Here is a 14,677-nt window from a genome sequence, read left to right on the forward strand (position 1 = left end):
CAGCCTGTAGACGCTAAATTTCGCGCCAACTAGAGCAGCTTTCTAAACGTGATATTGATGCGCCCCTGGGTCACGCCCTTGCGCACTGGCAGAGCATGCTGCCAATACCGCTGAGTTGGCGGAAGCATGATTAATAGCGATCCCGATGCTAAGTTAATTTTTTGCATTTTCGTCTCGCCAGACTTAGGTTTTAAACAAAAATCGCGCTCCGCCCCCACGCTAATAGAGGCTATACAGGGTGAATCACCTAATTCCGGCTCATCATCGCTGTGGTAGCCCATACGGTCATCACCATCACGATAGTAATTTAACAAGGCGCAATTAAAGTCGTAGCCCGTTTCCGCCAATAAGCGATCCCGCAATTGGCTAAGGGGTTTTGGCCACGGCGCCGTCGCGTGACGGATACCGCTGTATTGATAAGCAAGGCCGGCATCGCCAACAAAATAAAGCAATCTCGGCGTCTGATGTTGCTGTCCGTAAAGAGTAATCAGTGGTTGTTCCCAAGGGATTGTCTCGCGTAGCTCGGTATAAAGGGCTTGGGGGTCAGCGAGGTAATCGGCGTAATAATCTAAGCCGCCGCCCTCAAGGGGAATATGCTGCACGCCAGAAAACATTAATAAACCCGAGGTTCAATTTCCAAATTCACACCGTATTTTGCCATTACGTCGGCCTGAATTTGTGCAGCAAACTCAATAACAGCAGTGCCGCTTAAGCCCTCATAATTCACAAGAACAATGGCTTGCTTAGGATGAACACCTACCCCGCCCTCACGCCGCCCTTTCCAGCCGGATTGATCCACCAACCAAGCGGCGGCAAGTTTAACCTGCGCATTTGGCATTGCCCAATGGGCAAGAGTCGGGAATTGTTCCAATAATGCACGCGCCTGCTCTGCCTCAATAAGGGGATTTTTAAAAAAGCTGCCGGCATTGGGCTCCCGTCGATAATCAGGAAGTTTTGAACTGCGAATTTTTGCTACTGTTTCAGCTACCTGTTCGGATGTCACACTGTCCGGATCGGCAAGTTCTGCTCTTAAGGCTGGGTAACTCACTTCTGGTTTAGCTTTACTACTCAAGCGCAATGTTACCGAAGTAATAATGAATTTATCTTTTAGCTCGTGTTTAAAAATACTATCGCGATAGCTAAGCTTACACTGCTCTAGGCTAAGACTACGCAGAGTACTGGTCTCGCAATCCCAGCCTGTGACCGACTCAAGTACCCGCGACAATTCCACCCCATACGCGCCGATATTTTGAATGGGCGCAGCTCCCACAGAGCCAGGAATTGCTATAAGGTTTTCTAGACCATACCAGCCTTGGGCTAAACAATAACAAACCAGTTCATGCCAATTTTCGCCCGCCGCTGCGGTTACTAAGCAGTCATCGCCCTGCATCGTGCACTCAATACCACGCATGGCGATACGAATAACAACGCCATCTATATCGCCGGTAAAAACAACATTGCTGCCGCCGCCAATTACGACGGGAGACTGCCGCCTTTCACGGCAAAATTCCAAGGCTTGCTGCAGTTCAGCAAGGCTTGCCACTTCAATAAAGTATGCGGCATTTGCTGGAACAGCGAGGGTATTGAAGCTGCGTAGGTCGATATTCTGTAAAATATTCACTTCACACTGGCACTCCGTATGGTCGCCAGCAAGCCTCTTGCGCCATCTTCAACGAGATCTAACACCGTTTCAAAGCCGTCTTCTCCACCGTAATAGGGATCAGGCACTTCGCGCTTCCAAGAGGATTCAGCAAAATCTAAAAACAAGGATACGTGGCAATCGCTTTTATCCCCCGCCATCCCCCGCAAATCTTTCAGATTGTTTTTATCCATCGCCAGCACATAATCAAACTCACTGAAATCAGCGCTGCTTACCTGCCGCGCGCGCAAATTAGAAAGATCATAACCGCGCTTGCTTGCCGCATGCTGAGTTCGCTCATCCGGTGCACGGCCAATATGCCAATCGCCCGTGCCAGCAGAATCTATATAAATATCATTTTGCAGACCGGCATCAGCTACTAATTTTTCAAACACGCCATGCGCAGTCGGTGAACGACAGATATTGCCAAGGCAAACAAATAAAACTTTGGTGCTCATTCGCTGTTACCTGCCAGAATAGCGCGTACAGCCTGCAGGTCTACTTCGGTGTCAACACCGCCAGGAATATCCACGCAGGCTTTCTCTATGTGGATGCGGACGCCATTCTCCATCGCCCGTAACTGCTCTAGCTTTTCGGCCCGCTCTAAAACACCCATCGGCCAGCTCACAAACTGATGTAAAAAGCCGACGCGATAAGCGTAAATGCCGACATGCCGCATAAAAGGCGCTAACACCGGCAGGGTATCAACATCGCTCTGTACTGCCCATTCATCTCGACACCAGGGCATTGGCGCCCGGCTAAAATACAAGGCAAAGCCAGCGCGGTCGCACACTGCTTTTACCGCATTTGGATTAAACACAGTGCTCTTTTCGGTAATTCGCTCGCCAAGGGTTGAAATACCCGCCTGCGGATTGAGCGCAAGATTATTTGCTACCTGCGCGATGGCTTCACGTGGAATCAAGGGCTCATCGCCCTGAACATTGACAACGATGTCCTCATCGATCAAACCCAGCTTTGCGACCACTTCCTGCAATCTATCGGTTCCCGATTCGTGGCTGGCCAAGGTCATCACGACATCGGCTCCGAAACTCTGACAGGCATCAAAAACGCGCTGGTCTTCCGTGGCGATAACCACTCTATCTGCATCGCTCTCGCTAGCCCGCTCCCACACGTGTTGAATCATGGGTTTGCCAGCAATATCCAATAATGGCTTACCGGGTAAACGGCTAGAGGCAAAGCGAGCTGGAATGATAACGGTGTAAGACATAGCGACTCCGAGCTAATCATCTTGTCTTAAACTAGGATTTAACAAAGACAAGAACGGTTGAATAATTTTATGGTGCAGGCAGGCGTTCAAGTAAACCCGAAAACTGTGCAAAAAAGCGAGCATCTAGCGCCGCGTCTACCGGCAGCATCCAGCTATTATTTAGATGGAATCCGGCGCATTTTACCGCGTCTTTTTCCGTCATTATGATGGGGCAAGCATCGGCAAAGTTTAGATCCTTGGCAATAAAGGCATGATGATCCGCAAAGGGGTGCTCGACAACATCAAAGTCCCTCTCTCGCAAAGCATCAAAAAACCGTTGCGGGTTGCCGATCCCTGCCACCGCATGAACACGGCGCTCAGTCGCCGGCCATTCTTGCAGAGAACGGCGTTCACCGCTGCCTAGCTCAATCGCGGTATCGCCGCGCAGCAACATGGTGTGGCCGCTAAAACTATTACTCCCACCGTTGATAATCGTGATATCAACCTGTTTTGCCCGTGAGATGGGTTCGCGCAAAGGACCAACAGGCAGGCAATAGCCGTTGCCAAAACCTCGCTGACCATCGAGCAATAACACTTCTATATCCCGCGCCATGCGATAGTGCTGCAAACCATCATCACTAATAATTAAATTACACCCCTTCTGGTCTACCAGTAACTTAGCCGCAGCAAGGCGATCTGGCGCAACCGCAACCGGCAGGCCACTGCGGCGAGCAATTAAACAGGGCTCATCGCCGGCGATATTAGGCTCGGTTGAGGAATCTAACAGATAGGGATAATACGGCGCTTTCCCGCCGTAGCCGCGACTAACAATACCGACGCGATAGCCACGATCGCGACAGTATTCAGCCAGCGCTAATACCGCCGGTGTCTTGCCACTGCCGCCAACACTGATATTACCCACAACGATTAAAGGCGCACCACAGGGCTGAGGGGAAATAACACGCCGTCGCAGTGCCGCAATAAAGCGAAAAACAAACATCAGGGGCAGCAGCAGTAATAAGCCCCTAGGTTTGCCGTACCAAGCAGCATTTATTCGCTGCTCTAATGACATTTACTGCTCCTCAAAATTCTTATTGTAAAGCTGGGCGTAGCGCTTGTTTAAGGCCAATAAATCAGCGTGATTGCCCTGCTCCATTACTTGTCCTGCCTCCATCACCACGATGTGGTCTGCATGCTCAATGGTCGACAGGCGGTGAGCTATTACTATGGTCGTGCGGCCTTTCATGACCTCTTCCATAGCTTGTTGAATATGACTTTCTGCGCGGTTATCAAGTGCCGATGTCGCCTCGTCTAATATCAGTATCGGCGCATCCTTTAAAAAGGCCCGCGCAATCGCTAAGCGTTGGCGCTGACCGCCGGACAACATAACGCCATCTTCGCCAATGATGGTGTCTAAGCCATTTGGCAGCTTATCGATAAACTCAATCGCATGCGCCGCTTCCGCCGCGGCGCGAACCTGCTCTCGACTCGAGCCCGCCATTTTTCCATAGGCGATATTATTAAATACCGTGTCGTTAAATAAGGTGACCTGCTGCGTAACCAAGGCCATTTTGTCGCGCAGGTTTTCTAGCGTGTAATCCCGCACATCAACACCGTCTATTAATATCTCGCCTTCGCTATGATCATAAAAACGCGAGATAAGACTAACCAACGTTGACTTCCCAGAGCCCGACAAACCCACCAAGGCCAAAGACTGCCCTGCTCCCACGCGCAAACTCACATTGCGCAATACTTTGTCGCCACCGGGGGTATAGGCAAAGCTCAGGTCTTTAATCTCGATATCGCCCTTGGTGGTTTTGCTGACATAGGTGCCGGTATCTTTTTCTTGGTCGGTATCAATAAATTCAAAAATATCCTGCGCCGCTGCTAGGCCTTTTTGAATGGTGCTACTTACATCAGCAAGTTGACGCATCGGCTTAGGAAGGAACAGAGCCGCTGATAAATAGGCAACAAAAGCGCCGGGTGACATTTCGCCACCCAGACCGAGGGCTATCCAAACAAGGACACCGGTGGCCAGAACTACGGGAAACTGAATAACCGAGGGGCTAATGGCATTGTAAAAAGCCATTTTAATATTGCGACTGCGGTTGCGACGGCTAGCGTCATCGAAGCGCTTTTTCTCATAGCTAACGCCATCGTAGAGGCGGATTTCTCGATAAGCGCTAATCGACTCATTGGTGACTTGATTGACTTCACCCATTGCGTTTTGAATGCTTTTACTAATCTTGCGAAAACGCTTCCCCACCCAATAGACCGTTATCGCAATAACCGGTAAGGCAAGGAAAAACACCATCGTGAGTTTCCAGTTGGCATAGAGCAAAAATATAATAAGCCCGATGGCAAAAGTGCCTTCGCGCAACACTACCTTGGTGGCATTTACCGCCGCGCCGGTCACTTGTTCGACGTTAAAGGTGATTTTAGAAATCATCATGCCACTGGAGTTATGGTCGTAGTACGAACTTGGCATATGAAGCATTTTTTGGAATAACTCACAGCGCAGATTGTGTACCAAGCTGTGAGAAACGATCGCTATAAAATAATTACCTGCGAAATAACCAAGGCCGCGTACAACACCGAGGATGACCATCATGACCACAATCCACAGCCGCGCATCGCTTAATACAAAATCGTCACCGCCCAAGGCCCACATCACTTTAGCCGACAAGCCGCCATCGCCCTTGACCATATTGCCGCCAATATAGTCGACAATAAGTTGCATCATATCGGCAAGTAATACCTGCACGCCGGAAAAAATCGAAAAACCGAGCACGCTGAATAAAAACATTACCCACATAGGCAATACGTATTTTAGTAGTCGTCCATATATCGCGAGATCCGACTGATTATTGCTCATAACGCTAGGTGTATCCTGATGCAAATTAATTACTGATCCGCAGAATTAGTTTCTGGATCTTGGGTCGTTAAACTTAGTTTCGCAAAGCCGAGTCTACCGGCTGCATCCATTGCGGTGATTACTGATTGGTGTGGGCTTTTTGCGTCTGCAGTAATAATAACGGGAATATCGCTATTTTCCTGTGCGGCGTCAGTCATTGCTTTCATTAAGGCCTCAACAGTGTGCAGGGCTAAAGCTCGCTCATTTACTCGATAATGCCCCGACGCATCGACCACAACTTCCAAGACGACGCTCTCTTGCAGCGATGTTTCGCCCTGCGCGCTGGGCAATTCAAGATTCAGCCGACTCTCTTTGGTAAAGGTAGTCGATACCATAAAGAATATGAGCAACAAAAAGACCACATCAATCAGCGGCGTTAAATTTACACCGCCGTCATCGACACGTTGGCGTTTAAATTTCACGACGCTTTACCTGACGAGGAATCTTTGATTTGCACTTCGCCATGCATGGCATTGATCAATTTGATGGCGTCTTGTTCCATGGTGACAACAATTTCGTCAATTCGGCGCAAAAAATACCGGTGCATAACAAGCGCTGGAATGGCTACACATAGACCAGAAGCCGTTGTAATCAATGCCTCAGAGATCCCTCCAGCTAACACCCCCGCATTGCCGGTGCCCTGCACCATAATCTCGGTAAATACGCGGATCATACCAAGCACCGTGCCAAGTAGTCCGAGTAAAGGCGCCACCGCTGCGATAGTGCCAAGGGCATTTAGATAGCGCTCTAAATCGTGAATAATATGCGAGGCGGTATCTTCGATACTCTCCTTCATGATCTCACGACCATGTTTCGCATTAGCCAAGCCCGCCGCCAAAATTCGCGCTAGGGGCGAACCGCGCCGCAATTCGCGCAATTTCTCGGCATCTAGCTGCTTATTTTGCAGCCAAGCCCAAACTTGATTAAGCAAGCCACGGGGCGCAACTTTATCGGGATTGAGTTTAAGGAAGCGTTCTACGCAGATTGCCATCGCGATAATAGATGACATGATAATGGGCAGCATTAGCCAGCCGCCGGCTTTCACCAATTCCAGCACATTCAGTCCCTTCAATTTTTATGTGGGAGCATTATACGTAGGGAATGCTAGGGTAAGAAGCGAATCAGCGCTCGGAATGCAAATTGCTGCAGATTTCATCAGTATTATCCGAGAATTTACGCTCATTTTGCCAATAATAGCGCCGACCTCCCCATATTTTTTCTACTCTAAGCCCCTCTGCCGTCGCATGAAACTGAATGCTACCGTGTTTGGCCGTACTCCAGCAGCGCGAGGCAATATTATCGTATCGTCGCAATACCTTGAGCGCCGGATGGCCATAGTGATTATTCATTCCCGCCGAAAACACAACCTGCTGTGGCGATACCGCTTGAATAAACTCAGCACTAGACGAGGTATTACTGCCGTGATGTGGCGCTATCAGCAATGCTGCGCGCAAATCCCGCCCTTCGGCGAGTAACTCGCGCTCTATGTCCGTCTCAATGTCTCCACTTAGCAATACCGAACTCCCGCCAGCGCGAATCCGTAATACACAGGAGGCATTATTGCCGCCATGCCCTCCCTTCTCAGGCATAAGAAATTCAAATTGAACGGCATCCCACTCCCAGCGATAGGAGTCCTTGCAATATATTGACGGAAGCTCAACACGTTCTAAAGCCTCCCCCAATACTAGCTGCCCTACCTTTATCTCTTTTAATAGCGCGGGCGCAGCGCCAGCGTGATCTTTATCTGCGTGACTAATAACCAACATTGCCAGCTCATCGATGCCAAAGCTGCGCAACGCCGGTATAACCACCGCATCAGCGCTATTAAATCCGCTGCTAAAATCAGGGCCAACATCATACAACAGTGCCTTGGAATGGGTTTGTACCAACACCGCCAAACCCTGCCCGACATCTAGCACCGTTACCCACGCAGAGCCGTGCTTAGGCCTAGGCGATGGTGAAAGCATAATTGCCAGCAACGGTATCAACGCCAAATACTTAGCTGGCACCCCGCGCGGCAGCATCAGCACTAAAATTGATACACTCGCGAAGAAAAAAGCCAAATAGGAGCTAGGAATAATAAATTGCGGAAATAGCTCTGCAGCCCAAGTAAGGCCGTGCAATAACACTTCCAGCAAGCAATCTGCAGCGCGCCAACTATGCTCCGCTAACGGTGGCGCAAGGCCTAGCAACAATAAGCCGCAAAACAGCAGTGGTAACACGAGCAATGTGACGAGTGGAATCGCTATCAAATTCACGGGGAAACTAATAAGACTTAAGCCGTAACCCCACATCATCAGCAGTGGGATCAAACCTAATAACACCACCCACTGAGATTGAAAAATGCTCCGCAAAAGGCCTCCCGATCGCCGGCCCTGAAATGCGAATAACAAGACAGCAACTGCGGCAAATGAGAGTGAGAAACCCGCCCTATGTGGCGCTATTGGGTCGACTAGCAAGACCAATAACATAGCCGTTACGTAGGCTTGCCATATCGAAATATTTCGCCGTAGACAAAACGCCAGCAGCGCCACCGCAGCCATGATTAAAGCCCGCTGGGTCGGCACAGAGAAACCCGCCAAAGCGGAATAAGCCAGTGCAAATACCAAAGCAACGCCTGCACCGACAAACAAGCTGTTTACACGGGGTATTAATAAGCCAATACCTCGCGCAATTAAAAACCCCCACGCCAGCACAATACCAATGTGCATACCCGAAATAGCCATAAGGTGGCTGGTGCCGGTACGCGAAAATACCTGCCATTGCTGGCGATCAATGCCACTGCGATCTGCATACAGCAAGGCTGCCATAATATGGCCGTGCTGGTAATGAGTAAGTTTGTTTCCAAGGCTCGCAATCACGCCCTGACGAAGACTATTAAAAGAAAAGCCGCTGCGATGACTGAGATACACTACCTGCTCAGGATGCAATACATAGCCGCTAGCGGAATACCCATTGGCAAACATCCAGCGACCATAATCAAAAGCAGCCGGTGATTGATAGCCGTGTGGCCGGCGCAAACGTATCGCCCCTTTTAATACTTGCCCCTGCTGTGGCGGCGAATCCGCATACCAGTTTAATTGCACCCGCCGCCTATCCAGCAATGGCTGGGACGAATCACAATAGCTGTCTTGTATATCCTCTTTACAGCTAAGCTCAGTTAGCATTGCGTCAAAACGGTAATAGCGACTAAAGCCAAGGCGCTCCTCTGGAATGTTCAACACCTTAATATTTGCGACAAAATCACTCCCGCTCAGATGCGCTGGTAGGAGCAAAGCCACCCGCCAATGTCCGTACAATCCGGCATAGCAAAACGCGAGAACAAACGCCAAGATCACTCGACTACGGGAAGAGCGACTGTGTAGCTGAAATATGGAAGCCAGCCCCAGCATGGCAAGCAGCAAGCTATAGCTAGGTAAAATAGGCGCGAAGGCAATCGCAAAAATTCCGACTATCGCTGCCGTCATCCATGACAACATGCTGGAGTACCCCAGTAGAACCGTGCATAATGGCCGCCGCCCGTATATTACCGGTCTGCGGCTCGGTAGTTTTTATCTGTCACAATCGTAAATTAGAATTGAGCGGATGGCTCGTAAACTATTTAAACGTTGGCTACCAACGCCCGAAAAAATGCGCGAGCACCCCTCGGTTCGTGTTTTTGGCAGCCTGCTGCATGACCCAAATCTCTGGCATTTAAATCGACGCTCGGTCACCGTGGCGTTTTTCCTCGGCCTGTTCATTGCATTTGTGCCAATCCCGACCCAAATGCTACTCGCGGCCCTCGCAGCCATTATATGCCGCGCTAATCTACCTATTTCGGTGATGCTGGTGTGGATTACGAACCCAGTCACCATGCCCGCCATCTTTTACTTTACCTATAAACTGGGTGCGATGGTGATGGGGATCCCCCCCAATTCATTCCATTTTGAACTATCGTGGACCTGGCTCGCAGAAGAATTCACCTATCTCTGGAGACCACTGGTACTCGGTTGTTTCCTAACTGGCTTGCTTTCAGGTCTCGTCGGTGCGGCAAGCATTCACGTGTTATGGCGTGTACATGTGGTACGGCGCTGGCGCAAACGCCAAGAATCCCGTCGAAATAAGCTCTAAGTCCCCGACCCGAGCAAGCCCCACTTTTAACTGCTACGTAACGCCTCCGCCGGTGCCATTCGCGAAGCCCGCCATGCAGGGTAAATAGTCGCCAATAAGCTCATTGTGTAAGCCGTTGCACACACCATGGCAACGTCAGGCATCCGCACATCAGACGGCAAATAATTTATGGGGTATACATCGCTCTGCAGCACTTTTAATCCGAACAAGCTCTCTACGCCGGCAACCAAATCACTCACGCCCAACGCTAGCAGAACACCCACTACACCGCCTGCAGCAGCGCCTACCGCACCAATTACCGCACCGTAGATTAAAAAGATACGCAAAATATCACCCTGACTTGCGCCTTGGCTGCGTAAAATTCCGATGTCAGCGCGCTTATCATTTACCACCATAACTAGGGTCGACACCACATTAAAAACCGCTACCGCTACCACTGCGAGCAACATAATTACCACCAGCTTCCGCGACATCTGAATGGCGTGATACATATTGCCGAATTGCTGAGTCCAATCTTTTAAAAGGTAATCGCGACCGTGCACCGAGGCCAGTTCCCAGGCAATTTGCGGGGAGGCAAACACATCATCAACTGAAACCCGCAAGGACACCGGCGGCGCCTCGCTAAACAAGGCGCGCGCCTGCTCAATATGCATTAGTATAAGTTGTTGATCTAATTCCGTCCCCGTCGCCACTACCGCCGCCACCGTCATTTGCACAAAACGTACATTTTGACGGCCTTCTGCCTGTGTAACACCCAAGGTAACGCGGTCAGCGACATCAACTTTAAGTCTATCTGCCAAAGCCTTGCCGAGAATCAAACCCGCAACATCGGGCTGTAAACTACCTAAATCTACATATTCTTGAATTCGTGATACCCGCTTTTCAGCAGCGGGATCTACGCCATAAAAAATGCTGGGCTCAACTGCACCGCCTTTTATGAGCATGGCATTGCCCTGTACAAACGGTGCCGTTGCCACCACTCGCGAATGTGTTTCAACATCTTTCTGCAATTGCTGCCAATCGATTTCTTGCATTGACCACGGTTGCAAAGTGATGTGCGGCACTAAGGCTAAAATACGATTGCGCATTTCGCGGTCAAAGCCGTTCATGACGGATAGCACCACCACAAGCAAGGCCACGCCAAGAATCAAGCCGATCATCGACAAACGCGATAAAAAGGATACCAGCTGATTTCCGGAACGGTCGGCGCTATAACGAAAACCGATAAAGGTGACCAAAGAGCGCATTAGGCCGTGGCCTCAAATAAGCTGCCGTCTTGAATATTCAACACCCTATCCATTCGATTCGCTAAATGTAAATCGTGAGTCACAATAACCAAACTAATCGCCAATTCTTTATTTAGCTCTAGTAATAATTCTTGCACTGCCTCGGCATTGTCACCGTCGAGATTCCCCGTCGGCTCATCTAGCAGCACACAGGCGGGTTCATTAACTAAAGCCCGGGCAATGGCCACTCGCTGCCGCTCACCACCTGAGAGTTGTGCAGGACGGTGTTTTAGGCGATGACCCAAGCCAACTCGATCTAGTAAATTCGATGCTCTCTCAAATGCATCTGAGCGCTTTGTGCCGGCAATTAACATGGGCATTGCCGCATTTTCTAGGGCAGAAAACTCATTCAGCAGATGGTGGAATTGGTAAACAAAACCCAACTCCTGATTACGTAAGCGGCTGCGGTCGCGGTCACTCATTGCCGCAATATTTTTTCCCCGCACAAAAACGCTACCCTGTGAGGGTACGTCCAGCCCGCCTAACATATGCAGCAAAGTTGTTTTACCCGCGCCAGATGGCCCAACAATTGAAATGCGCTCACCGCTGCCAATATCGACATTAATATCGTGCAAAATAGTGAGTTGCTCCGAGCCTTGAATATAAAACTTCTTCAAGCTTCGACATGCCAGCACAGAATCGCTGGGAACATCCTCTGACAGAACAGCATTAGACATAGTAAAAATACTCTTTATTCATAGCGCAGGGCCTCAGCAGGCTGCACGCGTGACGCCTGCCAGGCGGGGTACAGCGTAGCCAGAAGACTTAATAACAAAGCGAAACCACTCACCACCGCGACATCTGACCATTTTAAATATGAGGGAAGATGAGTAATAAAATACACGTCGGGATTAAAAATTTGCATACCACTTAGCTGCTCTAGCCACGCCACCACGTCGCCAACCTGTACCGCCAGCGGTACGCCGATAATCAAACCAAGAACCAAACCGATTATGCCCGTCGCCATACCATAGACCATAAAAATAGCCATTATCGTGGCGGGGGTCGCCCCCATTGTTCTTAGCACAGCAATCGAACCCCGTTTGCCAGATACCGCCATACTAAGAATCGAGACAATGTTAAATGCCGCAATCAGTACGATAAATAACAACAGTAAACGCACCATTTGCTTTTCCATTTTTACAGCGTGAAAAAGACTGCCCTGGCTATCGCTCCACGTTACCGCAACACTGCCCTCGGGTAATTCGGCTGCCAAGGCGGGTAATAGCACTGGCGCGGCAAACATATCATCCAACTGAATACGCAAGCCCTCCACATCATCGCCCAATTGGTAAAGCCTCTGCGCATCTGCAATATGGATAAACGCGCTAGTTGCATCGAGCTGGGCACCAGCACTAAAAACACCGCTTACCCGAAACTGCTTTTCACGGGGAAATAAACCAAAGGGGGTCACCGTGACCTTGGGCAAAATCACGGTCAGGTCATCGCCGACATTCACGCCAAGTTGGCGGGCCAAAATATCGCCTAAAATTATCTGATACTCTCCGGCATCATCACCAAGATAGCGCCCCGCCACCATATGCTCAGCAACCGCAGACACCTCCCGCTCCTGCTCGGGATCAATGCCGTATAGCGCAACGCCGCGCAGCCGCTTAAACGCAGATAGCATCGCTTTACCGCCGACATAGGGCGCAATCCCACTCACACCGCTGGTATTGCTGAGTTTATCCGCGTAGTCCCGCCAGCCAAGCAAGCGCTGCTGCGGCCCTTCAATATAGCCGTGGGGAACGACGGACAAAACCCGCTGTTGCAATTCACGTTCAAAGCCGTTCATGACCGACATCACCACAATCAGCGAAACCGTGCCAATTAACATACCCAGCAAGGAAAACCACGACACCAGCGACAAAAAGCGGTCATTGCCAGATGCGCGATGAAAATAGCGGATACCTATGCGTAGAAAAAGTGGAACTGCCATAGTGACGAGTACAAAAATCCAAGTTTGAAAACTGTGCCTATACTATCACTAGGCACTAAATTATTGCGCTGCGTTACTGACAATTATTACGCTAGGGCAATACAGGTAAAGACAATGCAGATGAAGAGGACGTAAAGATGCTGTTAATACTTCACCCAAACATCAAAGACACTGACCCAGCCTATGTGAAAACCCTTGCCTATCTTGAGCAATTGTCGGGGGTCACGCTGAAACACCACCAAGTCAGCGGCCAGCAACAGCTTCTTCACGAGATCTACCTCCTCGGCAGCACCCATGCCCTGAGCGTAGATGAAATAGAAGCACTGCCAGCGGTCGAAAAAGTCATTCGCATCTCTGAGGAATACCGCATTCTCGGCCGTCACAAAGATTTACAGCGCAAAACTGGGTTTCACTATAAGGGCTTAAATTTCGACCAGGATTCCCTGCATATTTTTGCAGGGCTCTGCGCAGTAGATAACCCCAAACATGTTGAAGAAATGATGATAGCCCTAAAGGCCAATGGCCTAAATTGCACACGTATGGGAGCCTACAAGCCCCGCACCAACCCCTATGCATTCCAAGGCCACGGCAAAGACTGCCTACCGTGGGTATTTGATTTAGCGGGCAAATACGACATTAAAGTGATCGCGATGGAAGTCACCCACGAAAGCCATATGGAGGAAATCGATCAAGCCCTCAATGACGCCGGCAATCCCTGCGGCGTGATTATGCAGATTGGCACCAGAAACACCCAAAACTTTGAATTATTAAAAGCCATAGGCAAACAAAGCGAATACCCTGCCCTGCTCAAACGCGGCTTCGGCATTACCCTTAGTGAATCATTAAATGCCGCTGAATATCTCGCCAGCGCCGGAAATAGCCAAGTGATATTCTGCTTGCGGGGAATGAAAAGCGAATTTGGTGCCCCCCACCGCAATATGGTCGACTTCGCCCAAGTGCCCACCGTAAAACGCCTAACCAGAATGCCCGTATGTATCGACCCCTCACACTCAGTGGGCAGCCGCGATGTAGCGCCAGACGGCGTACTTGAACTCTGCCACGCTACCGCCCAAGGTGTCATGGCGGGCGCTAATATGGTCTTAGTAGACTTTCACCCTGCACCGCAAAAAGCATTGGTAGACGGCCCGCAGGCGCTTACCCTGAATGAATTGGATGTGTTTCTGAAGGATATGGAAATTGCGAGGAAGGCATATTTGGAGAGAGTAGCCGCATGGCGGAACGCTTGACGGAAAACGGGAGATGCTTTTATTCGGTACGCTCACCGCTCAAAGACGAACGCCTGTCTTTGCTTAGCGTCTATCATCTTCCGTCAAGCATTAAGCGATTTCAGCTTGCGTCGTAAAACTCAGTCTTAGACGCCGCTTGCTTAGCCTTATCATTTTCTTCTGCACATTTATTAGGATCATTACCGCATAAATCACAGACATAATTAGGATCACTGAGAGCAGCACCCACACCGCCGCAGGAACCTGCAATGGGTTTGCGGCCCATGAGCACGCCTATTGACATGGCGGCGACGATTAAAAGCATGACAATTATCGCTGCAAAAATAGTGGCCATC

15 protein-coding genes are annotated in these 14,677 nt (G+C 50.0%); 2 read left to right on the plus strand and 13 right to left on the minus strand.

Translation table 11 applies throughout. The features are described 5' to 3' along the window. Positions 1-29 precede the first annotated feature (29 nt). The 9 genes from C0068_RS07825 to C0068_RS07865 form a co-directional block, all read right to left on the minus strand. Positions 30-614, minus strand: coding sequence for an alpha-ketoglutarate-dependent dioxygenase AlkB family protein (locus C0068_RS07825; RefSeq protein WP_103683934.1), 585 nt, complete (start codon positions 612-614; stop codon positions 30-32). Continuing rightward, entirely contained in the window at positions 614-1,621 is a 1,008-nt protein-coding gene (gene murB, locus C0068_RS07830; RefSeq protein WP_103683935.1) for a UDP-N-acetylmuramate dehydrogenase, read from the minus strand. The genes C0068_RS07825 and murB overlap by 1 nt, the downstream gene beginning before the upstream one ends. Beyond that, a complete protein-coding gene (locus tag C0068_RS07835) occupies positions 1,618-2,097 on the minus strand; it encodes a low molecular weight protein-tyrosine-phosphatase (RefSeq protein ID WP_103683936.1) in 480 nt (159 codons plus the stop codon). The genes murB and C0068_RS07835 overlap by 4 nt, the downstream gene beginning before the upstream one ends. Next, positions 2,094-2,867: a 3-deoxy-manno-octulosonate cytidylyltransferase gene (gene kdsB, locus C0068_RS07840; protein ID WP_103683937.1), complete on the minus strand. Its 774-nt coding sequence runs from the start codon at positions 2,865-2,867 to the stop codon at positions 2,094-2,096. Before kdsB ends, C0068_RS07835 begins: the two co-directional genes overlap by 4 nt. A gap of 67 nt (positions 2,868-2,934) precedes the next feature. Then, entirely contained in the window at positions 2,935-3,918 is a 984-nt protein-coding gene (lpxK, locus tag C0068_RS07845) for a tetraacyldisaccharide 4'-kinase (RefSeq protein WP_103683938.1), read from the minus strand. Next, positions 3,919-5,721, minus strand: coding sequence for a lipid A export permease/ATP-binding protein MsbA (msbA, locus tag C0068_RS07850; RefSeq protein ID WP_103683939.1), 1,803 nt, complete (start codon positions 5,719-5,721; stop codon positions 3,919-3,921). 29 nt (positions 5,722-5,750) lie between these two features. Next, positions 5,751-6,182 (minus strand): ExbD/TolR family protein, encoded by a 432-nt coding sequence (locus C0068_RS07855; RefSeq protein WP_103683940.1) that lies wholly within the window; start codon positions 6,180-6,182, stop codon positions 5,751-5,753. Further along, a complete protein-coding gene (locus tag C0068_RS07860; protein ID WP_103683941.1) occupies positions 6,179-6,817 on the minus strand; it encodes a MotA/TolQ/ExbB proton channel family protein in 639 nt (212 codons plus the stop codon). Before C0068_RS07860 ends, C0068_RS07855 begins: the two co-directional genes overlap by 4 nt. Before the next feature lie 64 nt (positions 6,818-6,881). Beyond that, positions 6,882-9,239, minus strand: coding sequence for a DNA internalization-related competence protein ComEC/Rec2 (locus tag C0068_RS07865; RefSeq protein WP_103683942.1), 2,358 nt, complete (start codon positions 9,237-9,239; stop codon positions 6,882-6,884). Between the two features lie 106 nt (positions 9,240-9,345). On the opposite strand from C0068_RS07865, the gene C0068_RS07870 reads away from it, so the two are divergent. Beyond that, the gene (locus C0068_RS07870; RefSeq protein WP_103683943.1) at positions 9,346-9,870 is read left to right on the plus strand and encodes a DUF2062 domain-containing protein; all 525 of its coding nucleotides are present in this window, start codon (positions 9,346-9,348) and stop codon (positions 9,868-9,870) included. A 26-nt stretch (positions 9,871-9,896) separates the two neighbouring features. Here the strand turns inward: C0068_RS07870 and C0068_RS07875 are convergent, their stop codons facing one another. From C0068_RS07875 to C0068_RS07885, 3 genes are read right to left on the minus strand one after another with little or no spacing between them, the layout of a single operon-like run. After that, positions 9,897-11,117 carry a lipoprotein-releasing ABC transporter permease subunit gene (locus C0068_RS07875; RefSeq protein WP_103683944.1) on the minus strand — a complete coding sequence of 407 codons (1,221 nt, stop codon included), beginning with the start codon at positions 11,115-11,117 and terminating at the stop codon, positions 9,897-9,899. Beyond that, positions 11,117-11,833 carry a lipoprotein-releasing ABC transporter ATP-binding protein LolD gene (gene lolD / locus C0068_RS07880; protein WP_103683945.1) on the minus strand — a complete coding sequence of 239 codons (717 nt, stop codon included), beginning with the start codon at positions 11,831-11,833 and terminating at the stop codon, positions 11,117-11,119. Before lolD ends, C0068_RS07875 begins: the two co-directional genes overlap by 1 nt. Positions 11,834-11,847: 14 nt before the next feature. Further along, a complete protein-coding gene (locus tag C0068_RS07885) occupies positions 11,848-13,095 on the minus strand; it encodes a lipoprotein-releasing ABC transporter permease subunit (protein WP_103683946.1) in 1,248 nt (415 codons plus the stop codon). A 137-nt stretch (positions 13,096-13,232) separates the two neighbouring features. Between C0068_RS07885 and C0068_RS07890 the strand changes: the two genes are divergently transcribed. Beyond that, on the plus strand, positions 13,233-14,342 hold the full coding sequence (locus C0068_RS07890) for a 3-deoxy-7-phosphoheptulonate synthase (RefSeq protein WP_103683947.1): 1,110 nt from the start codon (positions 13,233-13,235) through the stop codon (positions 14,340-14,342). Between the two features lie 100 nt (positions 14,343-14,442). On the opposite strand, the gene nqrM is transcribed toward C0068_RS07890, so the two are convergent. Beyond that, positions 14,443-14,676, minus strand: a complete 234-nt coding sequence (gene nqrM / locus C0068_RS07895) for a (Na+)-NQR maturation NqrM (RefSeq protein WP_103683948.1) — start codon at positions 14,674-14,676, stop codon at positions 14,443-14,445. Position 14,677 lies beyond the last annotated feature (1 nt).

The sequence above is a fragment of the Zhongshania marina genome, assembly GCF_002915595.1.
GTDB classification, from domain to species: Bacteria; Pseudomonadota; Gammaproteobacteria; order Pseudomonadales; family Spongiibacteraceae; genus Spongiibacter; species Spongiibacter marinus_B.